This is a genomic window from Listeria weihenstephanensis, assembly GCF_003534205.1.
GTDB classification, from domain to species: domain Bacteria; phylum Bacillota; class Bacilli; order Lactobacillales; family Listeriaceae; genus Listeria_A; species Listeria_A weihenstephanensis.
In genome coordinates, this window is sequence record NZ_CP011102.1 from 3,120,528 (window position 1) to 3,143,166 (window position 22,639).

Annotated in this window: 18 protein-coding genes; 3 read left to right on the forward strand and 15 right to left on the reverse strand. The window is 45.2% G+C overall.

What is annotated here, in order from left to right; genetic code table 11:
* Positions 1-51 precede the first annotated feature (51 nt).
* The 6 genes from UE46_RS15020 to tadA all read right to left on the reverse strand — a co-directional run bounded on the left by UE46_RS15020 (position 52) and on the right by tadA (position 11,805).
* A complete protein-coding gene (locus UE46_RS15020) occupies positions 52-4,518 on the reverse strand; it encodes an LPXTG cell wall anchor domain-containing protein (protein WP_036060705.1) in 4,467 nt (1,488 codons plus the stop codon).
* A gap of 358 nt (positions 4,519-4,876) precedes the next feature.
* A complete protein-coding gene (gene cydC, locus UE46_RS15025) occupies positions 4,877-6,616 on the reverse strand; it encodes a thiol reductant ABC exporter subunit CydC (RefSeq protein ID WP_036060706.1) in 1,740 nt (579 codons plus the stop codon).
* On the reverse strand, positions 6,616-8,331 hold the full coding sequence (cydD, locus tag UE46_RS15030) for a thiol reductant ABC exporter subunit CydD (RefSeq protein WP_036060708.1): 1,716 nt from the start codon (positions 8,329-8,331) through the stop codon (positions 6,616-6,618). Before cydD ends, cydC begins: the two co-directional genes overlap by 1 nt.
* Positions 8,331-9,344: a cytochrome d ubiquinol oxidase subunit II gene (cydB, locus tag UE46_RS15035; RefSeq protein WP_036060709.1), complete on the reverse strand. Its 1,014-nt coding sequence runs from the start codon at positions 9,342-9,344 to the stop codon at positions 8,331-8,333. The genes cydD and cydB overlap by 1 nt, the downstream gene beginning before the upstream one ends.
* A gap of 1 nt (position 9,345) precedes the next feature.
* On the reverse strand, positions 9,346-10,770 hold the full coding sequence (locus UE46_RS15040) for a cytochrome ubiquinol oxidase subunit I (RefSeq protein WP_118907741.1): 1,425 nt from the start codon (positions 10,768-10,770) through the stop codon (positions 9,346-9,348).
* Between the two features lie 561 nt (positions 10,771-11,331).
* Entirely contained in the window at positions 11,332-11,805 is a 474-nt protein-coding gene (gene tadA, locus UE46_RS15045) for a tRNA adenosine(34) deaminase TadA (RefSeq protein ID WP_036060710.1), read from the reverse strand.
* Between the two features lie 167 nt (positions 11,806-11,972).
* Between tadA and UE46_RS15050 the strand changes: the two genes are divergently transcribed.
* The 3 genes from UE46_RS15050 (at position 11,973) to UE46_RS16490 (ending at position 14,399) form a co-directional block, all read left to right on the forward strand.
* Positions 11,973-13,556, forward strand: a complete 1,584-nt coding sequence (locus UE46_RS15050; RefSeq protein ID WP_036060711.1) for an acyl-CoA synthetase — start codon at positions 11,973-11,975, stop codon at positions 13,554-13,556.
* Positions 13,557-13,628: 72 nt separating this feature from the next.
* The gene (locus UE46_RS15055; protein ID WP_036060712.1) at positions 13,629-14,069 is read left to right on the forward strand and encodes a GNAT family N-acetyltransferase; all 441 of its coding nucleotides are present in this window, start codon (positions 13,629-13,631) and stop codon (positions 14,067-14,069) included.
* A 156-nt stretch (positions 14,070-14,225) separates the two neighbouring features.
* Complete coding sequence (locus UE46_RS16490; RefSeq protein WP_118907742.1) at positions 14,226-14,399, forward strand: type I toxin-antitoxin system Fst family toxin; 174 nt, start codon at positions 14,226-14,228, stop codon at positions 14,397-14,399.
* Positions 14,400-14,459: 60 nt separating this feature from the next.
* Here UE46_RS16490 and UE46_RS15065 read toward each other — a convergent pair whose 3' ends face one another.
* The 9 genes from UE46_RS15065 to UE46_RS15105 form a co-directional block, all read right to left on the reverse strand.
* Positions 14,460-14,990, reverse strand: coding sequence for a hypothetical protein (locus tag UE46_RS15065; RefSeq protein WP_036060713.1), 531 nt, complete (start codon positions 14,988-14,990; stop codon positions 14,460-14,462).
* Between the two features lie 11 nt (positions 14,991-15,001).
* The gene (locus UE46_RS15070; RefSeq protein WP_051492906.1) at positions 15,002-15,376 is read right to left on the reverse strand and encodes a VanZ family protein; all 375 of its coding nucleotides are present in this window, start codon (positions 15,374-15,376) and stop codon (positions 15,002-15,004) included.
* Positions 15,377-15,887: 511 nt separating this feature from the next.
* A complete protein-coding gene (locus UE46_RS15075) occupies positions 15,888-16,121 on the reverse strand; it encodes a hypothetical protein (RefSeq protein ID WP_143812894.1) in 234 nt (77 codons plus the stop codon).
* A 63-nt stretch (positions 16,122-16,184) separates the two neighbouring features.
* A complete protein-coding gene (locus tag UE46_RS15080; RefSeq protein ID WP_149024156.1) occupies positions 16,185-16,472 on the reverse strand; it encodes a hypothetical protein in 288 nt (95 codons plus the stop codon).
* Positions 16,473-16,642: 170 nt separating this feature from the next.
* Positions 16,643-18,391 (reverse strand): class I mannose-6-phosphate isomerase, encoded by a 1,749-nt coding sequence (locus tag UE46_RS15085; RefSeq protein ID WP_118907743.1) that lies wholly within the window; start codon positions 18,389-18,391, stop codon positions 16,643-16,645.
* Between the two features lie 186 nt (positions 18,392-18,577).
* The gene (locus tag UE46_RS15090) at positions 18,578-19,285 is read right to left on the reverse strand and encodes a DNA alkylation repair protein (protein ID WP_036060717.1); all 708 of its coding nucleotides are present in this window, start codon (positions 19,283-19,285) and stop codon (positions 18,578-18,580) included.
* An 87-nt stretch (positions 19,286-19,372) separates the two neighbouring features.
* Positions 19,373-20,245 (reverse strand): MurR/RpiR family transcriptional regulator, encoded by an 873-nt coding sequence (locus tag UE46_RS15095; RefSeq protein WP_036060719.1) that lies wholly within the window; start codon positions 20,243-20,245, stop codon positions 19,373-19,375.
* 101 nt (positions 20,246-20,346) lie between these two features.
* Positions 20,347-21,777, reverse strand: coding sequence for a glycoside hydrolase family 125 protein (locus UE46_RS15100; RefSeq protein ID WP_036060721.1), 1,431 nt, complete (start codon positions 21,775-21,777; stop codon positions 20,347-20,349).
* Positions 21,767-22,624, reverse strand: a complete 858-nt coding sequence (locus tag UE46_RS15105) for an ROK family protein (RefSeq protein ID WP_036060723.1) — start codon at positions 22,622-22,624, stop codon at positions 21,767-21,769. The genes UE46_RS15100 and UE46_RS15105 overlap by 11 nt, the downstream gene beginning before the upstream one ends.
* Positions 22,625-22,639: the final 15 nt, after the last annotated feature.

A 22,639-nucleotide genomic window follows, 5' to 3' on the forward strand; every position in this document is an offset into this window, starting at 1 on the left:
AACTCTCACGCATCACAAGAATAAACCTGCAGTGCATGAGAGTATATAATCTTATTTTTGGCGTCTACTTAAATAGATTCCACTCATTAATATAAGTCCCCAGCCGAGCCAAATCAGCGTTTCATTTTGCGTGTCACCTGTTGTTGGTAAACTTTGAGTTGCCTCAGGTTTTACCGCTTTAATCGTTGGTAACGCTTGACTACCAACCGGTGTTACCACTGGATTCCCAACCACTTTCTGCGGCGATCCACCATTTGGCGTTACAACTTCTTGCGGTGTTTCTCCACGAGGAATTTCTTCTTGCGGTGCCTCTCCACTTGGCGGCTCCACTTCATCCCCTGGCACGTTCGGCGTTGGTAATTCCTCTGGTCCCGCCAAAATTTCATTGCTCACCGCGACATTCACAAATTCCTGCTGCGATTTCACGATCGAAAAAGGAAGCGGCGTGGCATCTAATTTGTAACCTTGTGGCGCAGCTGTTTCCACAAAATAATAATCTCCTGGCTCCAAGTCCGCTATCACAAGCACGCCATTTTTATCCGTCGTCAAATTTGTTTGTATCGCGTTCCCATCCACATCCTTCAAATCAAAAATGGCGCCCGCTAAATGTTTCTGTGCATTCACGCTATCCGTTTTAGTCAAAATGACGCCACCTTTTGCCAACTCATTATCCACCGTTTCGTAGTAAAGATTTCGCTCGCTTGTAGCCTTGGAAATGGTAATCGGAATTACGGTATCCCCACGCACATAATCCGTCGGCGCCTGCGTTTCCACAAGCTTATAGTTCCCCAACGGCAAATTTGCCATCTCTATCTTTCCTTCAAAATCACTAATAACCCCTGATTTCACAGTATTTCCATCACTATCCTGCAAGTCAAATATCGCACCCGACAACGGCATTTTTGTCGTATGATCCTGCTTCGTGATAAGCAACGTTCCTAAAATCACTTCGTCCTCCACAGTCACATTCACCGGCGCTTTCTGCTTCTCGCCAATCGTGAAGTCTTGCGGCTCCGCGTTTATTTTATAGCCTTGTGGCGCAGCTGTTTCCACAAAACTATAATCTCCTGGTTCTAAATCACGCACAACGATTTCGCCATTTTCATCTGTTTTTAAATCGGTTTGAATGACCTCCGCACCCTTCATCAAGCTAAACGTAGCATCCGCCAAGCGTTCCGTCGTTCCTTTTTCAAATTTGGTCAGTTTTGCCTCGCCAACAAAAGCTTCATTTTCAACGGTCAAATCCTGATTTTTCGAGTTCACTGTCACTGCAATACCAGCCTCCGAGCTCGCCGATTTGAAGTAACCAGATGGTGCATTCAGCTCTTTCACCGTATAATCCCCGTAGCGCAAAGAACCGAATAAAATTTCACCAGCTGCATCAGACGTTGCCGTTCGAAGCAACACACTACCGTCCTTATTGTACAGGCCGAATTCCGCCCCTGCCAGCGCTCGTTTTGAGTTACCGTCTGCTTTGTGAAGCGTCAAAGCCCCGCGCTCACCCGTTGCACCGCCCGAACCATCAGAAAACCGGACTTTCACTTCGGTCGCAGTTTGCGTAGGCTCTGTCGTGAGATTATCACCAGTCAGCCCGATCCCATTTTTGACAATCTCATCATCCCCCGCGTCAATAAATGTGTCATACTGAACCATATAAGCCGTCGAAATCGTGTCACTAAACGCAATCTCAAACGATTGCTTCCCAGTTTCGGCGTCACTATGCATCGTAAGCGCGTAATCCTCGCCCTCAACTAACTGCGCACCTTTCGCAAAATAACCACTAGATTCCATTACCGTACCATAAACCTTGATCGTATCCGGGAGCAAAACTTGATTCGAGCTCGGCGTATCCGTGATTTTCGCGTTCGATATAGTGGACTGCCCTGCATTCACCGTCGCATTCCAATGAATATTCTCCCCATCTTGCGTCCCCGTTTTACCAACATAACTGCCCCCATTTGGTATCAAGACAAAACCATCCAAATCAGCCACAGACTTAGTCCCATCCGAAAGCGTCGCCTCGTTCAAATAATACGAAGACACCAACTTTCCGTCCAAACTAGTCTTAAACGTCGCATAATATCCTTCCGAAATACCATTTTTGAACGTAATCGTCACTGTATTATCATTCGTATCAAGCGTATATTCACTCGGATTTACAACGCCACCATCTGAATAATTATACGCCTCCTTGCCCAGCTCCATTTTATGCACTTCAACCGAGTCCGCTACTAACTTCTGATTACTCGGAATCACATCCTTCAAAATTGGCTCTGCAATCGTTAACAAATTATAATTAAAGCCGATTTTCCACGTTATTTCTTTTTTTTGCGCATCATAGTTTCCAAGTTTAAAACCATTTTTTTGCGTATAATAATCCGGATAGGTCGTCACGGAATCCGTACTTGTCTTCGTTCCACCGCCAGTGCTACTCCATTCTAAACGCGTATCATTTTTGAAAACCGTCGCATCACCCAGCTGGAAACTCGTATCGTACGTCAACACAAGCTCATGAGTCATCTGTTTTGCATAACTATTCAAAAGTGTGATCGTAAAACCGTCGCCATCCGCCGTCCATGTATAATCCTCACCAACGACCAGCACAGCATTTCCATTATCACGATCCACCAATTTCAGCGTATCATCAAGGAGTTCCAAGCCCCCCGAAGCAAAACTATCCCGAATAACCGCATTATCTAACGCATAATTATGCTCATTAATTCGCTGCTCCCACTTCATCGTCTTCGCATGATAATCCGCGTCAACCAAGCGTTTCGTAATATTTTGCGTCGCTGTACTCACCGTCGCCGTTTTCTCAGGAGAATCAGCCGTCCCAACACGATTCACAACACTACTTACATCCGCATCCGTGTCCACAAGCTCCGTCTCATACGTCACCTGATACGCCGTTTTCACCCCGTCTGTAAAATGCAAATCAAACCCATTTTGCGTCGCGCTCGACTGCGGAATCACCGAATAATCCGTCGCCGCCAGCACATCACCCTGCGACACCGCACCATTCCCATCCACGCTCACATGCCGCACAACGACCGAGCCGTCCACTAATCGATGTGTCGCGTCAAACAAATCATGCAGCACCGCGTCTGCTTGCGCTACATCCGCATTATCAAAATTAAAGCCAACCGTCCACATCACCCGTCCAGTTTTCGCATCAAAAACACCCTGCTTCGCCAAATGTTCCCCGCGTTCCACCGTCACAGTCCCCGTCGCGCTCGTCGGTTTCCCCGATGTCACAAACTCCGCCGTATTCACAAACTGCTTCTTACTCGCATCCTCAATCAGCGTCGTATAGCGAACCTCATAACTCCCAGTCGAACCATCTACAAACGTAATTTCCAGCTCATTATTCTGATTTTTCGAAATAGTATACTCCGATTTGTCAGCCAATCCGCCAACTTTCACGTCCCCATTCGTAAATACATCCAGTTTATAAACCGCAATACTCTCCGTATCCAACCTCAGCCCCGTCGGAATAGCATCCTTCAAAACCGCGTCCCGCAACACATCCTGCTTCTCATTCACACGTACCTTCCAGTCAATCTGACTCGGCCCATACGCCTGATCCACCGTCCCCGACTTTGACATCACCTTCTCGCCACCAGTTGGAACAAAATGCACCTCAAAACTCTGTGACTCCGCAACTGGGAACACAATCTTCTGCTCCGCTAGCGTATTCTCCTTAGCCCCATCAAATCGCGTATTAAACTGCAACGTGCCCGTGACGCCAGAATCCGTCTCCACATTTTCATTAAACGTCATCGTTACCGTCCCATCCGTCCCCGCAACAAACGTCCCATAATCGCCCAGCGTTCCATTCACCACCGAGTATAATTTGAAAATATCCGGCAGCTTAAACGTATACGTATCCCCATTTTTCACGTTCAACGCGTCTGGCAAAGCCCATTCAAACGCCAAATGCGCCGCCGAATCAACAGACGGCCGGTTTTCCTCCGTGAACACGTTCCCAGAACTGTCCGTCAAAGCTACATCCGTCAAAATCGGCGCAGTAATAGCACTTTTCAATCCCTTTTCCACCGATTTCACCGCGACCTGCTTCACCGTATTTCCCATGTCAAAAGCAAGCACAGCATCATCCGCCGCTAACCCCGCCTGAAAACTAAATCCTCCCGTCAAGTTAGCCGGAATATCCTTCGTAATCTCCAATTCTCCGTGCAACTTCTCACTATCCAAAGTCACATTCCCGTAAACGCTTTCATCATCACCCAACAAATTCACCGTTTGATCAGCAAGACCCAGTTCCCGCGGAATATCAATCCCAATTACCGTCCCCGCTGCCATTCCATCCGCACCAGAATCCCAATTATACAACACTTCCACAGGCGGCGCATTTTCAAGTTCCTGCGACCCCTGGCTATTTTTCACTGCCACATCCTGAATAAAATCCCGTTCCACATTCGCCGAACTCACTGGAATCGCCGACACCAAATTAAACCCAACCAACATAAATAAAACAACAAAAATAACTGCCTTCTTCATCTCTTTTTCCCCTTTTCTATCAAAATTGCACATAAATGGTTCGTGCCTTGACCTGATGAATTTAGGGTCCCCACAAGCGCCTTCATCTCTGTTCTTAGATGAGCAAACCAAATGCGAGTTACACCAAGATGTAAGTATAAAAACGAGTACTCTAACTCGAAATTAAAAAGCAGAATTTTCAATCTTCATATTCAAGCATACCGTTACCTATCAAAAGTAACTATGTATAAAACTTCACTACATCTAAAACTTTAACATACAAAACATTATTATGCTACAAAAAAAGGCCTGTTTGTGTCTAAAATGTGACAAAACAGGTCTTTTTCAGTGTGATAAATATTACCTTTCATTACGTTAGTCACAGCTTAATTGGACGATCCAACTCATACAAGTGACGATAACGTTCTTCCTGATGCAACAATTCCTGATGTGTTCCCTCCATGATGATTTCCCCGTTCTCTAAGAATAATACCCGATCCATTTTCTCCACACCAACAAGATGATGCGTCACCCAAACGAGCGACTTCCCTTGCAGCGTCTCAAAAATAGTTCCCAGTAGTTCCTTCTCAGTAATCGGATCAAGTCCCACAGTTGGCTCATCTAGCACTACAATCGGCGTATCTTGTAACAAAATCCGAGCTAGTGCAATCCGTTGACGTTCACCACCAGAAAAGCGCGCGCCCATCTCCGTCATCTGCGTATGATATCCATCCGGCATGCTCATAATAAAGTCGTGCAACTTCACTTGTTTCGCGACCTCTGCGACTTCTTCATCCGTTGCATCCTGATTTCCCATTCGAATATTGTTCAAAACCGTCGTATTAAACAAATGTGCCTTCTGATTCAGCATCGAAATCATGTCCGCGATTTGCGGTCGAAGTTTCGCCACATCGTCCCCGTTTAACGTAACCGAGCCTGATGTTGGCGCCAAAGCCCCTTGCACTAATTTCAAAAATGTCGATTTCCCAGTACCACTTCGGCCTAAAATTGCGATTTTCTCGCCTTGCTTCAACTCAAAATCCAAATCTCGCAAAACAGGTTTCACATCTGTGTAACCAAAAGTCAGTTTTTCCGTACGTAAAGTTACATTTTGCGTATCGATCGCCACTTTTTCAAGCGCGCCTTCCTCTTCCCAAGTCAGAAGTTCCGCGTCCTCAATCTCTTCCAAACGCGCAATCGAATCCTTGTAAAGCGAGCCATCACTGACCGCATTACTCACCGGAATAAAGCTCTCCGATAAAGCTAAAATCGCTAACACAAACGCCGCGATAAACGTCGGTTCAAAAACGCCATCCACGACTTGCTCGTTTGTCCAATACACCATCGACAGCACCATAACTCCGATGATCAGTTGCCCAATAAAGTCGCGCAATGTCGCAAAACGCGCCTGTTTCGTTTCAGCCGCCAGCATCAATTTCTCATCCGCCTCATAATCCGCGATAAAGCTTTTTTCACGACCACTGAACATCCAGTCACTGATACCAAACACAGCATCGGTGAATTTTTGATACAACTTATTCCGTTCCTGCTTCATGTACGCATTTTTTCCACGCGCATAAAGTAGCGACACCCAAGGCATCACAAGAACGAGCAGCGCGATATAAGCGAAAAATAGAATCGCAAACGGAATCGAAAAGACGCCAAGTGAAATCACAATCCCACCATATAAAACCATTGCCACAATGTTCGGAAGTAGCGTCGTCAAATAGTAATTTTGCAAATGCTCGATATCATCCGAAAGAAGCCCCAAAATATCCCCCGTCCGGTAACGCGAACGCATCAACAAAGCTTGCGGTTCAATAATACGGTACAAACGCACACGCATTTTCGCCAAAATCCGCAAAACGAGCGAATGACTCGCCAGACGTTCGACGTAACGCGATACCGCACGCATGATTCCGAATGCCCGCACACCAACGATCGGCACATAAATAAGTAAAATTGTCTCCGGAATCGTTGCCGCTGTCGAGATCAAATATCCCGATGTAAACATTAACGCTCCCGTTGAAAATACCGTCAACAACCCGAGCAAAATAACCCAGAGGAAAAGCATCCGATTTTGTTTGATATACGGCCCAATCCAGCTACTTTTTATCATCAGATCTCCTCCAATTGGGCTTTGATTAATTTCGCATAAAAGCCATTTTTCGCGATCAATTCTTCGTGCGTGCCAACTTCCACAATCGCACCATGATCCAGCACAATAATCCGGTCCATTTCAAGCATCCAATGCAAACGATGCGTCGCAAAAAAGACAAGACGGTTCTCAAATAAATCAAGCATCGGCTGCTTCAACTCATACTCCGTCTCAATATCCAAATGCGCCGTCGGTTCATCCATCAACACAATTCGGCGATCACTAAGAAAAGCCCGCGCAATTGCAATCCGCTGCTCCTGACCACCACTAAGCACACGCCCAGCCTCACCAACAAGCGTATCATAACCCGCATCAAGCTCCGCCACTAAATCGCGCAACCCAGCCTCATTCGCCGCCTGCTCCACTGCCGCGTCCGTACTATCCGGTGCATAAAAACGAATATTCTCGCGCACCGTTTCATGAAAAAGGTACGGGTGCTGCGGAATATACGTCACCTGACTCTGCCAAGCCGCATCACGCAACTGCACACGTTCAGTGTCGTTCCAAATAAATTCACCCGCCGTCGGTTCCAAAAAGCCACTCAGCACATCGATCATCGTTGACTTCCCAGCCCCCGTTGCACCAATAATCCCGATCTTTTCAAAACCCGAAACCGTAAAATTCGCCGCGTCAAGCGAAGTCGGCGAGTCCGCCTGATGTTGCACCGTCACATTTTGCAAAGTAAACGACGTATTCGCGTCGAACTCCAACTTCTGATCCGCCGCAACCTCCGTCACGTCCTTATTAATAATCTCCTGAATCACACGTCCCGCCTCTTGACCGTCTAGCGTCGCGTGATAATCCGAGCCAACCTCACGAACCGGCAAAAAGTACTCCGGTGCTAAAATAAGTATCCCGAGCGCGATCGGCAAATTCATCGTCATTTCAATCAAACCTAGCCCTAGAAACACCGCCACCGTCGCAACCGAAAGCATCGTAAAGAAGTCCAGCGCAAACGAAGACAAGAACGCCATTCGCAAAGTCCCCATCGTTGCCTTCCGGTAATCCTCACTCACCTTCGCAATATTCCCCTCATGCGAGCGACTAATCCCCAAATATTTCAGCGTTTCAAGTCCCTTTAGCGAGTCCACAAAATGATTCGACAACACACGATGCGTCTCAAACTGGCGATCCGCCTGTTTCTTCGTTGCCAGCCCAATCATAATCAAAAATAGAATCAAAATCGGCAACGTCAAAATCAAAATCGTGCCCGACGTCCCATCTTCTATAAATACGTAGATTAAAATCATCACAGGAATAATAGACATATTCATCAATTTCGGCAAAAAGAGCTCCAAATAGCGTCGAAAATCAGCGACGCCTTCCATCACCATCGTCACGACTTTCCCTGTCCCTTCCGCACTTGTATAGCGCGGCCCAAGTAGAAACAATTTTGAAAGCAGTTCCTGGCGCATCTTCGTCCCTGTTTTTGCAGCATAATCATAGACTATTTTGCGTTTCCATACATTCAAAAAATGCCGTACGAGATAAGCCCCCGCAAAGAGGCCTAAATCGAACAGCGCGTTCCCCCACGGTTCCCCGTGAAATAACGTTGTAATCGCAGTTGCTAAATATCTTGCCATCGCGATGATAGCCGCGCCCTGAACAATTGTCAGGACGGCTAGCATTGCAAGGATCGGTTTTATACCTTGGTATTTTAATAAATCTCTACCCATTAGTACGTCATTTTCTCCTTACTGGATACACGCTTGCGGAACACATAATAGCTCCAGATTTGATAACCTAGTACGAACGGCAAAAGCGTCAGAGCCACGATTGTCATTACTTTCAGCGAATAATCGCCGGATGCTGCATTATGAATCGTTAAATCATATAGCGAACTTGTCGAACTAATCATGACACGTGGGAATAATCCCGCAAAAATCGCGCCGATCGTTCCAACAATTCCAAGTCCACTAAAGGCAAATGCCCAACCTTCGCGACCTTTCCAAAGAGCAATCGCAGAGATTACGTAGAAAACAACAGTCGCGCCGATAATGATTGGCAATAAGACTGGACGAGCTTGGAAAATATCTGTATAGAAGAACGCCATCACTACAAAAATCGCAAGTACAGGAACCGTTACGAACCACATCCGTTTTGCAATCCGATTCGCACGTTCACGAATGTCGTCATGCGTACGAAGCGTGATAAACAGCAATCCGTGGAAATAACAGATTAATGTAACCGTCAATCCGCCCATAAGCGAGAACGGCGTAATGTAATCAAAGAATCCTGCATTCATATTCATTTCACTATTAATCGGCATCCCCGCAACAAGTGACGAGAACAAGACGCCAAGTAAGAACGGCGGCAAAACACTACCGATAAAAATAACCCAATCCCACGTTTTCACCCAAGCTTTTGTATCATGTTTCCCGCGGAATTCAAACGAAACACCACGGCCGATGAGCGCCAGCAAGAAGAAGACAAGTGGAATATAATAACCACTAAACATTGTCGCATACCAGTTCGGAAACGCCGCAAAAATCGCGCCCCCAGCCGTCAGCAACCAAACCTCATTCGCATCCCAGAAAGGACCGATCGTATTGATTAAAACACGACGCTCCATATCATTTCGAGCTACAAAACGAGTCGACATTCCAACTCCAAAATCAAACCCTTCCAAGAAGAAAAAGCCGATGAAAAGTACAGCAACTAAAAGGAACCACAGTTCATTTAATTCCATCTTATTTCGCCCCCTTCAAATCAAATGGATCGACAGACGCAGGCGTTTTCTTACCTTTTTTATCGTCATGATCGTGTGCAAATGGCCCTGCTTTGATTTCGCGAATAAACAGCCAGACTAGCACAATTGCAAGCGCCAGATAGATCGCTGAAAACGCAATGAGCGAGAATAATATCGAGCCTGCCGAGACGTTCGGTGAGACCCCATCAGCCGTTGACATGTAGCCAAATACTACCCACGGTTGACGCCCTACTTCCGTCATAATCCAACCCATTGAATTGGCGATGAACGGGAAAGCAATCATTGGAATCATTAAACGTAAATATAATTTTGAAGTTGTTAATTTTTTGCGCCATGCAAGGAAAGCTCCCCACAAGCCGAACATAATCATTAACATACCGGAGAGCACCATAATACGGAAGCTCCAGAATGATGTTTTAACTGGTGGAATATAGTTCATATCCGCCCCGAAACGATCTTTATACTTCTCTTGATACTCGGCCTGTAGCGAATTCATACCTTGAACGCTACCAGAGAACGTCGAGTAGGATAAGAAGCTCAGCGCATACGGAATATTAACTTCCCACGTGTTCTTCTTGTTGTCAACATCAATCCCAGCGATCATCGTCCACGGTGCCGGATCGGCCGTATCATCCCATATACCTTCCGTCGCCGCCATTTTCATCGGTTGCGTTTTAACAAGATATTGCGCTTGTTGGTGACCACTGAAGGCCGTACCAAAACCACCGATAATAACGAGTACGAGCGCGATTTGGAACGATTTTCGGAAAAAGTCCACATCTTGCTTTTTAAGTAATTTGTACGCGCTGACCCCGGCTACAAAGAACGCACCCGTCGCGAACGCACCAAAGATAACGTGTGGGAATTCCACAAGTAACTGTCCATTCGTAATAAGCGCCCAGAAATCGTTCATTTCCGCACGTCCATTGATTTCTTGGAATCCTACTGGATGTTGCATGAATGAGTTCGCCGCTAAAATCCAGAACGCGGAGAAAACTGTTCCAAGTGCAACCAGCCAAATACACATTAAATGTAATTTCTTGTTCAAGCGATCCCAGCCGAAGATCCAAAGTCCGATAAATGTTGATTCCATAAAGAAGGCAAGTAGCGCTTCAATTGCAAGCGGTGCCCCAAATACGTCCCCTACGAATCTCGAATAGTCCGACCAGTTCATCCCGAATTGGAATTCCTGAATTATCCCTGTTACTACCCCTACCGCGAAGTTAATTAAGAACAAATGTCCCCAAAACTTCGACATTTTTTTGTAGATTTCTTTTTTCTTCACAACATACAACGTTTCCATAAGAGCAACCATAAATACAAGTCCAATAGAAAGTGGTACAAATAAGAAATGGAAAACGGTTGTTGATCCGAATTGAAGTCTAGCTAAGAAAAGTTTATCCACCTTTTTTCCTCCTTTTGTGTTTATTGGGCATTTAACCCAGCTTGTTAGCATTATAATAATTTGCCGACTTTTTACTATACACATTTATCGATTGTGAAAAACTGCGAATACCGTTCTGATACCTTGTGTTAAAATTCACAAATCATGATATAAGAAAAAACACGTACGGAAATCCCCTGATTCCACTGAAAAATAGTTACTTCTCAGACTGTGTCTAATTTCTCACATAAATAAACGCGTGAAGCGAGCTACAGAAACCGCCCTCTCGAAATTTTCGTGGCCTCCGCAAAAACCAAAAGAAGGTTTTCACTGCGCCCTCTAACAAATTTTGTCGAGGCTAACGGGTTTCCTTCGCATCTTTGACAGATTAGAATAAGTTCTACCTAATCTTTATTCTATCTCATTTTGACCTAAATTTGTTTAGTTCTTTTGGTTCTAATTTCATAAGGGAAAACATGGAGTCATAAAGTGAGTCGGGCAGGCGAGTTTAGACGTATCAGTGCATTGCGCATTTTTTCACATATTAGCGCATAATGGGGATAAATTGAATTAAAATAGGTATTACGGCTTCTTTTGTAATTTTTTTTGCGCTCGTAAATTGCGGAAAAAGTCGGTTAGGATGGCACCGCATTCATCAGCTAAGAGTCCAGCTTCTACTTCGCATTGATGATTGAAGCGCGAATCTTGAAGTAGGTTCATGAGCGTTCCAGCTGTTCCGGCTTTGGGATCAGGTGCTCCGTAGTAAACCGTGTCTATGCGGGATAGTAGAATCGCGCCGCTGCACATCGGGCAAGGTTCAAGCGTGACGTAGAGTTCCGCACCTTCGAGTCGCCAAGCGTCTTGGTTTTTGCAGGCGTCTTGGATCGCTAGGATCTCGGCGTGCGTGATCGCGTTTTTTGTCGTTTCGCGGAGATTGTGCGCGCGTCCGATGATTTCATCGTTAAGCACTACAACCGCGCCAATCGGGACTTCCCCTTTTTCGCGTGCTTTTTCGGCTTCGAGTAAGGCCTCGCGCATATAGATTTCTTTTTGCATGGATGTTTCCCCTTTCGATATCTTCTTTATTTTAGCATAGGTATGCGGTTTGTGCCTTTTATTTGCTTTGGTTAGGAGGTTATAGTACCATGTATTAGTACCTGGTAACAATAAAAATGATGCCTCAAGGAGAAACACCAAAAATAAACCCAAGGAGATGTTCCAAAGTGAAATCTGAAAATTTAATTGCACCTGAATTTTATAATATTACGGATGAAATTGCACAATTTGACTCGGAGAAAACGGCGCTGATTTGGCAGAATGAGGCTGGGGATGTGAAGGAATGGTCTTATCATCATTTGTTAGAGCAGGCGAACCGGTTTGCGACTGTGATGAAGGATGCTGGTATCGGGAAGGGCGATCATGTGATTGTGATGATGCCGCGGTTGTTGGAGACGTACGCGGTTTATATGGGGATTTGGCTGACGGGCGCGATTATTATTCCTGCCTCGGAGCTTTTAAAGGCGCATGATTTGGAATATCGGATTCATCATGCGGGCGTGAAAGCTGTGATTGCGGACGTGAGTTGTACGGCGGAGTTTGATAAGATCGTGGACGCGCCTAGTATCGTGACGCGGATTGTTGTTGGGGCGGACGGCGCGCGTGATGGTTGGCTGGGTTATGAGCGGTTGATTGAGGACGCTGACGCCGAATTTGAGAAGGTAGCGACGCGCAAAGATGATCCTTGTTTGCTGGCCTTTACGTCAGGCACGACGGGGAATCCGAAGGGTGTGGTGCATGTGCATGGTTGGGGTTACGCACACATTCGGATCGCCGCGGACCACTGGTTGGATATTCGCGAGAGCGACACGGTTTGGGCAACGGCTGGACCTGGCTGGCAAAAGTGGGTTTGGTCGCCGTTCTTGTCTGTTTTAGGCAAAGGCGCGACGGGTTTCATTTATAATGGGCGTTTCCGTCCCGCGAAACAGTTGGAACTTTTGCAAGATAAGCAAATTAATGTGCTTTGCTGTACGCCGACGGAATACCGTTTGATGGCGAAGGCGGACCACTTGGATTCGTATGATTTGAGTCATTTGCGCAGCGCTGTTTCTGCTGGTGAGCCGCTGAACCGCGAAGTTATCACAGTTTTCCAAGACAATTTTGACATTAAGGTTCGCGATGGTTATGGCCAGACCGAGAGTACGCTTCTGATTGGGACGCTTGTGGAGTTTCCGATTCGTCCGGGCTCGATGGGCAAGCCGATTATGCCGGAGTACATGGCGATTATTGATGAAAATGGCCAGCCTGTTGGTGTCGGCGAAATTGGCGATATCGCGATGCGCAAAGATTTCCCAGCGCTGTTCCAAGAATATTACAAAGAGCCTGAGCGTCTTGAAAAAGCGATTCGCGGCGATTATTTCGTGTCCGGCGACCGCGCGTACCGTGATGAGGACGATTACTACTGGTTCCAAGGCCGCAATGACGATATTATTATTAGTTCTGGATATACAATTGGACCGTTTGAGGTGGAAGACGCGTTGACGAACCATCCGAGCGTGAAAGAAGTCGCTGTTGTGGCAAGCCCTGACGAGATTCGCGGTACGGTTGTGAAAGCGTTCATCGTTTTGAAAGACGGTTTTGTTGGAGATTCGACGCTTGTGAAAGAGTTGCAGAACTTCACGAAAGAACACACCGCACCGTATAAATATCCACGACGCATTGAGTTTGTAGAGAGTTTGCCGAAAACTGATTCTGGAAAAGTTCGCCGCGTGGCATTGCGCGATGCAGAATTCGCGAAAATCTCACAATAATCGTTGCTAAATCGTGCGAAATTGGGTACAATCATTCCAAGTAACTTGCTTTTGAGAGAGGGAATGGTATAGATGGAAACACGGTTTATAGAAGCTAGCGAAACACACGATTTGCGCCACCGCGTGCTGATTCCAGATCATCCAGTGGAGGCGTTGGTCTATCCAGGAGACGAGGATGAGACGACGTTTCATGTTGGGGTGTTTGATGACGAAGGACGGCTGGTCGCAATCGGGAGTTTTTATGAAGAGTCGGATGATCATTTTGAAGGTGAAAAACAGTATCGATTACGCGGCATGGCGAGTGATTCAAAGGCACGGCTGCAAGGACTTGGTAAAGCTGTGATTGTGTTTGCGGAGGAAGAGCTCGTGCGACGTGACGCCGATTTACTTTGGTGTAACGCACGCGTAATTGCGACTGGATTTTATGAAAAAATGGGCTTCTATTCGATTGGAGAAGAGTTCGTGATTCCGAAAATCGGCGGGCATTATCGGATGGGGAAAGATTATAAATGAGCAAATGGAGTGTCCAGGTAAATCGGACACCCCATTTTTTATTTTGAGCAAAAGAAAGTTGTGTTCAAGTTAAAAAATATAGACCTCATAACATGCTACACTTGAGTAGCCGTCTACCTCTAGACGAAAACAGCATCTAGGGAAGGAGGGAAACATGTGAATATCTTTTCTACCATTCTTGCGCCGGTCATTGTTGGTTGCATCCTTGCAATCTTCAATCACTGGTTAGAGACTCGACGCAAGAAAAAGAATAGTAGACGGTTTGCTAACCAAAAAAGAAGCCCCCATCTCCTTACCCGAGATGGGGGCTTCGCTTTGGGTAACATATGAATATCTTTTTCCACGTCTATTATAACATATCTATATGCATATGTATATTGGTTGTGATACCTAATACGGAAATTTGTATACATCATAATTATACAATACAACAACCGTTACACTATCATTTGTTGCGTTGATTCCAAAACCGATTTTCTGATTAGTTTTCGAATCCTGAAATTCAATAACATCACCATACATCTCCGTATTTTTCTTCCTGTAATCAGTCCCGTATTCCCGTTTAATATCCGCCAGACTGCTACCAAGGCCAATTCCCTTTCCTGTCGTAAACTTCTGCCCATCGATTTTCTCCCTGAGCTCCATGCAGACAATTTTGTTCGTTTTAGCATCTGCCCTTACAATAAAACCAGTCTCATCATCAAAGTAATATAAAGTTACGTCGTCCTCGCTCACAATCTCAAACCCAGGATAATAATGCTTAATTTGAGATTCATCCATTCCAATAGCTAATTTACCAATCTGCTCATCTTTTAGCGAGGTGTCATTAACCGGCCAGACGTCCTTCACCCATACAACTCCAATATAGGCGAAGAGTCCGACTAGCAGAATTCCAATAATCAATAATATCTTTTTCAGCATTTTCCACCGCCCTAAAATTCATATATATTCCATTTACGAAAAAGAGGCTTACAGACGTAAAATATCGCAAATCCAATCATGCCGCCCGCCGTGTTAAAAATGAGGTCATCCACGTCGATAGAATGCGGAATAGCTTGGTATAAAAGATTCTGAATCAGCTGCGCCATCTCGATCGAAAGTGTAAAAATAAACGCCGTCATCAACATCCGCTTCCACGTCACGTGATATTTCGAGCATTGCGCATACAAACATCCGAGAGGAATAAACATAATGATATTCGCAACGACTTGAAAAAATGTGCCGTAGTTATCGAAATTCCGGTACACATATATTTCGCTAATCGTCGCAAACGGAATCACATTAATCCACCGCGTATTCTTAAACATAGTCTCCCGAAGCTCCGGCTCAAGCTCGATTGGAAAAACAGGAAGCTTTTGAAGACAATTTTCTCGATAGGTGCTTTGTTTCTTATCCAACTAATCAAAAATGAAATGTAAATCAGCGGTGCTATAACAAGCAGTAATTCCGCTTTTATCGTCAAGTTTATCTCACATCTGCCTATTTGTTTTTGAGTGTGCCATTTGCGGTTATCCAGTAGTAGCGATTGCTCTTGCCTTTGAACATTGGTTTCTTCACCTTCATCCCTCTTATTTAGTATCACTTGTAAGTGTAAACGACCACACACAAATAGTCAAAATATTATAAAATCAAAGTATATAAAGATACTATATAAAAATACAGACCAAAAACGTCTTGAAAGCGCTGATGGCCTTGGTTTTAGGAATTGTGAATAGTGAGGCTGTGTAATTTGTTAGTTACGACTCGCCGCATTTTACATTAAAGCGTGTTCAAATACGTAAAAATTTCAACTAGTTTCTAATCTGGTTAGTTATATCCTCACTTTTCCACAACCATCCTCGCTGGAAAAACACTACCTTCTCGTGCCACGACTCTAACAATTCTTTCTATAGCCCAATGCTCATATGCCTCATTAGATACATGAGGCTCATTCACTTCTTCCACTACTTTAAATTTCCTAGCTTTTTTATTAAATTCTATTATTCCTAATTGTTGCTCATTAGGTCCAAATTTATAACTAACCATCACATCATTTTCCAGTTCTTTTATCATCAACACATAGACTGCCATAACTATAAACCTCTGCTATATTTTTCTAATATTTCAATTTTCTACTCAATCTTTCTCAAGAAAATTCTCTAATACATTCTTTACTGGTAATGATGCGCCAACTAAAAGCTTGTCTATTTTCTTCTTCAACGATTCCATGATAGAACTATCCATCCCATCCCAATCGAATCCCCTCAGAGAATCGATACACGCAACGAATACATCATCATCTGGCGTATCGATAATATCTAATATTATTCTTAATTCATATGAGGTATCTGTACCACCTAAGCATTCGACTAATCGCTTTTTCCATCTATTCGTCTCATTTGGAATCATAGCTGTTAAATTCACCCTATCTTCATCTGAAAACTCTTCCAAAATGTCTTGGCAAACAAACAAAGCATTATCGTACCAGTAGTCATCACTATAACTTAATTATATCTCGTATAACCATTTAGTCCAAGGTGTTCACGAATATAAAATCAGACGCAACAAGCAAACCCCTGATTGCGCCCTCCTATTCACATAACCCTCGCCCGCAAAACCCCAACCCGCGCGCTTTCCCCAACATTCCTAATCCTAAATCGCTCCACCTGCGCGGGAATCACAAACGTCTCCACATAATTCACTTCAAACGCTTCAAACGCCCCGTCCACGCTCTCTACAACGACCTTATCCCCCTCCACCAAATTCAACATATTCACCGTTTTTTCTGTATTATCATAATCCACGAAATCAGTAAACCAATCCCGCTCTGTCCGAATTTGCTCCGTCTTATACAGCCCGGTCTTCTCTTTTTTATGCGTCTCCGTCTCAACCAGCGTCTCGAAATGATTCACCAGATTCTCCGCGACCCAATCCTCCGAACGATCCCAATTTATCACTTTTTCTCCATGCTCAATATGCACCGGCCTCGGTTTGCCATCTAGCCCCAAGCGTCCCCAATCCCACAACTTGAACGTGAAAATATACGCGCACAGGCTTATCTCAAGAATCATCGAATCCGCGCCCGAACAATGCACCGTGCCTGATGGTATTAAGAAATGATCGTGTTTTTTCGCTGGAAACGTATTGACATACCGCGTCGCATCAAGTTCCGCCGCACCTGTCTGCGCCTCCTCAAGCGCCGCGATCAGCTCCTCCGACTCCACGCCATCCTTCACACCCAAGTAAACGACCGCATCCTCCTTCGCATCGAGCAAATAATAACTCTCCTCCTGCGTGTAATCCATGCCGAATTGTTTCTTAATGTATTCCTTATCCGGGTGCACCTGCAAGCTCAAATTCTGCCCACCCACCGTATCCAAAAAGTCAAACCGAATCGGCAACTCGGCTCCAAATCGGCTAAACACCAACTCGCCCAGTAGCTCCCTCGGATATTTCAAAACAGCATTCATCGCCGGCGTCTCAATCCTCGTATTGCCAAATTGCAAATACAAACTATTCTCCTCCGCAACCCCATCAAACGCCCACGCAAAATTTTCCACACTCGAATCCAAGCCTAAATTCTCCTTCATCCACTGCCCGCCCCATACACCTGGATCAAAATACGGAACGAGGCGAAACGGTCCCCGCAACATCTGCTCAAGCCCAGAACAATAATCCGACCAGCGCACCATTTTAGGATTCTCCAAAACATTTTCGTCAACATAATAGTCAATTTCCCCGAACAAATCCACCTTCAACCGATCAGCAGCCCGCCAATCCAAGAAAAATCCACGCTTATATTTCCGCAAAATATCCTCATCCAAATTCGTATCATTCCAATTTCCAATTTCACCAGAACGCATCCGCTTCTGAATCTCCCAACGCGCAACGTCCACGTAAACCGTCATATCAGCATCCCCCGCCAAGCTCGCGCCAGTTCCGAAAACAATCGTCAAACCGTCAGCCAGCGCCACTTTTTGCCGTAACAACTCCAACTGCGATTTCGCGTAATAATCCTCGATCTTAATCGCCGCCATCCGTCCAAAAACGCGATCTTCCGTAATTAGCATCGCGAATTTCTCCTGAATTTCCTGACCAGTCATCGCAAAATCATCAGCGCATAATATCGTCGCTTCTTTAAAATACGCCTCCAAATCCCGACGCAAAACCTCCATCCGCACTCCCGGATAAGTCTCGATTACCAATACCATTTTCTCATCCGCTCGCCCAGCTATCGCACTTGAAAGCTCCGAAAATATCGTTTGAAATCCCGTCCATGTTTCAAAATCACCTTTCACCTTCGTTGTTGGACAGTGATTATATGTTGTGTGGTTGTTCCCCAATGTCAACGCCTCCTTCTCTTCATGCTTCCAGTATAAGAATTTAAAGCGCTTTCCACAATACTTTTAGCCAATAGCGAAAACCATTTACGCCGTCCGAAAAGAAAGCGCAAAAAAGCCCCGTAAAACAACCGCATAGCAATCGATTTACTGAGCTTTTAAAATGACGTCATGTTCACAAACTCATATCTAACAAATCGCGCGTTTGCGTTTCTTCCCGACGCGATCTTTTTCAATCACTTTTTCGATGTAACCCGTTGCTAGCGGGACCTTACACGAAGTATCACCCATATCTACGTGAACTTGGCCGATATTTTCTGCAACGGAAATCGCTTTTTCAAGAAGAGGTGGATAGTAAGTTCCAACGCAGATGACAAATTGATTCATCGTATATTTAACACTATTTTTGGCAGCATGAATATTCTTTTCAACCTGTTCTAAAAGCTCCAGCACCTCAGTTTCGTTAATTTCCTCATTCGGCGCAAGGGATAAATAATTAGCGTAACAGCTCCATCCAGTGTCCTCAATTCGTTCTTCGCCAGACGCCATCCAAATTTTTGCGAGTTCGATCGCATATGGCGTTTCCGCTGCAAGGCTCGCTACGATAGCTTCATTTATGGCCGAACAATTCGCAGTTTCCGCCCAATTAAGCAGCTCTTCTTTCGTGATCGCTTTCGGATTGATCGTTAAGCCAGCTAAATACTGCGCATCATAATTCCCAGTTGCGAAAAGCTCACGAGAAACATCTGAATCCTTTATTTTCTTGACTAAGAATTTCTTCATATCCCCAATTTTAACACCAAAAATCGGCTCGTTCGCACCATGTTTACAGAGGGTCTTTTTCGTTTGCTCAGAACCGAGAGATTCGAGTTGCCGCATCACTTCATTTGTATTCATGTGGTTCTCCTTTTTGAACTTCGTTACCTCATAGTATAACCGAATTTTGGGCGGATAGCGAGTTGTGAATAAAAATCACCGATACTTTCATTCCTCATCCGCATCATCACTCTTTTTCTTAAAATAAGGCCGTGTCCGCGATATTTTCGCTGCGATCGTTTCATCATACGTGCTCGCATAAACCGAATAAATAATATCCATCACGTGCAACATCTCAATCCGTGACGCCGCGGCGACAAACCCTTCTGGATGCTCGATCTGCGCTACCGTTATATTACAAGCAGCCACCTGCGCCAAGCTATTGTCCTCCTCCGATGTGAACGAAATCGTGTACGCGCCCAGTTGTTGTGCGATTTCGAGCGACGCGATCACCTCTTTTGTCTCCCCGCTATACGAAATCCCAACAGCCACGCAGCCCGCATCCGATTGCTGCGCTTGCGAAATCTGAATATGCGAGTCCGCAAAAGCGCTCGTACTCTTCCCCGAACGCATAAACCGGTAAGAGAAATCTTGCGCTACCAAATTCGAAACCCCGCAACCGTAGAAATCAATCCGCTTCGCCTCGTATAGTATTTTCGCTAAATCTGTCACCAACTCCGAATCCAAAAACTGCACACTTTTGATCATCCCGTTTATCGTCAAGTTCGTAATCACTTCGCCAATTTCAATCGCTGCCTTATTCGGATAAATATACCCGCGATTATACACTTCCTGCTTTTCGAAAAACCATTTATGTAAGTTCAGTACTAAGTCTTGCTTAAAATCAGTGTACCCTTTGTAGCCCAGTTTCTTGCACATCCGTACAATCGTCGCCGGACTCGTGAAACATTCATTCGCCAATTGTGTAATATGCATCGTTTTTACCGTTTCTGCATTGGTCACGATATATTTGGCAATGTCTTGATATGACCCCATCGACTGTTTTGCTAGCGCTTGCAATTGTACAATTCCTGATTTCATGGCTAAAACCTCTTTTCCTCATATATGCCCATTATACAACGAAAATCTCCATAATTACTCGAAAAATAATCACAGAGATATTTCGTCGTATTGAAAACAAATTATAGCTTCAACTTCCCAATTTCTTTTAACACAAATTCGCAAAATATCGAGTTCGACCATGAAAACCATTCGCGCGTGTATATCGTCGGATCGTCGGCTAAAAATCCTTCATGTGTCAGGTCTGTCCCTGCATCCGTCGTTTCAAATAACCGCAGCAACTCTTGACATTCTTCCTCATCCGTCGAAGTTAGACCTTGAATCGCCAGTCCCATATGCCAAACGTATTCTGGTGGCGTGTGCGGGCTTCCCAATCCTTTCGCGGCGGTCCCTTCAAAATAATACCGGTTATCCTTTGATAATGAAAATCGGCGCGTATTTTGATAAATCGCATCATCCGTATCGCAATACTTAATATATGGCAACGATAGCAGACTCGGAACGCCAGTATCGTCCATGATATTGCTATTACCCAAACCGTCCACTTCATATGCATAAATTTTTCCGTATTTCGGATGTTCGACAATGCCAAATTCAACGATTCCCGCTTGTACTTCTTTTTTCACGTCTGTTATCGTGCCGAGTAAGTCCGTTTCTTCTGGATAAAACGCGGTCATGATTTCCTCTAAATATCCAAGAATCACAACGGCAAACATGTTCGCAGGCAACAGATATCCGTATTCACACGCATCATCACTAGGACGAAAAGCTGACCAAATCATCCCGGTATAGCCGACTTTTATTCCGCGTCCGTCGTTCGGCAAACTATCCTGCTCAATCCCATTATCGCGAATAAAGAAGTACTCCGACTGCTCCTCATGATGCTGCTCCACACGAAACACACGTATTAACTCCTTAACCGCGGCTAAGAAATCGCCATCAAATAAATCCACCCGCCCCGTCTGCTTCCAGTAAAAATACGCAAGTTCCACAGGAAAACAAAGCGAATCAAGCTCATATTTACGTTCCCAACTCCACGGATTTTGGCGTTCACTCTTATCAATCGCGCTCCAACAGTTCCCATTTCCCGCAAAATTAAATGCGTTCGTGTACGGATCGAGAAGAATATAGCGAAACTGTTGCCGAATTACCGCCCCAATCACGTCGTACAACTTCCCGCTCGGATCATCCAGATTCAAAAACACGCGTAACTGCCCACCCGAATCGCGTAACCACATCGCTGGAATATCGCCCGTAAACAGAAATGCCGAGTCGTCCTTTTTTTGCACCAGTGTTGTCGTAATCGTATTTAGCATGCATTTTCGGAACATCCGTTTTAGCTTATCAGAAAGATTAGCGCGCTCCAACACTTGATCTACCGCATTATCGATCAAGGTCGCAAGTTCCGCATTGTCACGCATCGCCTCTGTTAAAATTTCATCCGTAATTCGCCGTAATCGTAAATACGTATCATCGCCCATCAATTCCTTATCAAGGCTCGTATTTTTCAAAACTTCTTTATCCAAAATGTCACCATTCCCTTCATTTAACAAGCATCGCAGCCCCGTAAAGCCCCGCGTCATCTCCTAAACTAGCCACCTTTAATTGAACGGTTTCCTTCATTGTATCGTACACCTGTCGCGTCACAATCGGGTGCAACTTTTCTACTAACCACGGATTATTCAAAATTACCGCGCCACCGAGAACGAAAACTTCTGGATCGATGACTTGGATAATCGATGTTAGGGCGCCAGCGAAATGATGTAGCCAGTCGTCGATTACTTGGCGTGCTCCTTCATGATTCGCTTCATATTGCGCGAATAAATCAGCAGCTGTCTTATCTTCACCGAACAAACGTTTACTCGCTCGAAGCAAAGCGCTGCCACTGCACATATCCTCAAGCGTACTGTTCCCAACAATCATATTCCCGATTTCCGAAGCATGTCCATGGCTCCCAGAAAACAGCTCCCCATCACAGACGAAGCCACCTCCAACACCAGTGCTAACGGTGATATACTGCACACTCTCGTACCCTGCACCCGCGCCCATTTTGGCCTCAGCAAGAGCCGCTACTTTGGCATCGTTCATCAAGATAACTGGCATATTGACACGACTGGAAAGCTCATCTCGAACCCGAAATCCGTACCATCCAGGCAAATTCGGTGCATCCAAAACAGTGCCACTGCTTGTATCTAGTGGTCCCGGCGCGCCAATCCCAACTCCTATCGCCAAGCGCCCTTGATCAACTACGCCAATCATATTCACTAACTTTTCCAATGCTTGCGCGGGTCCTAACGCAGCTTCCGTTTTGACTTGCTCACGCGCCACCAACCGATTGTCCCGATCAAACAAAGCCACCCGCATATTCGTCGCCCCAATATCTATCCCAATTCGATACATTCAGTCATACACCCC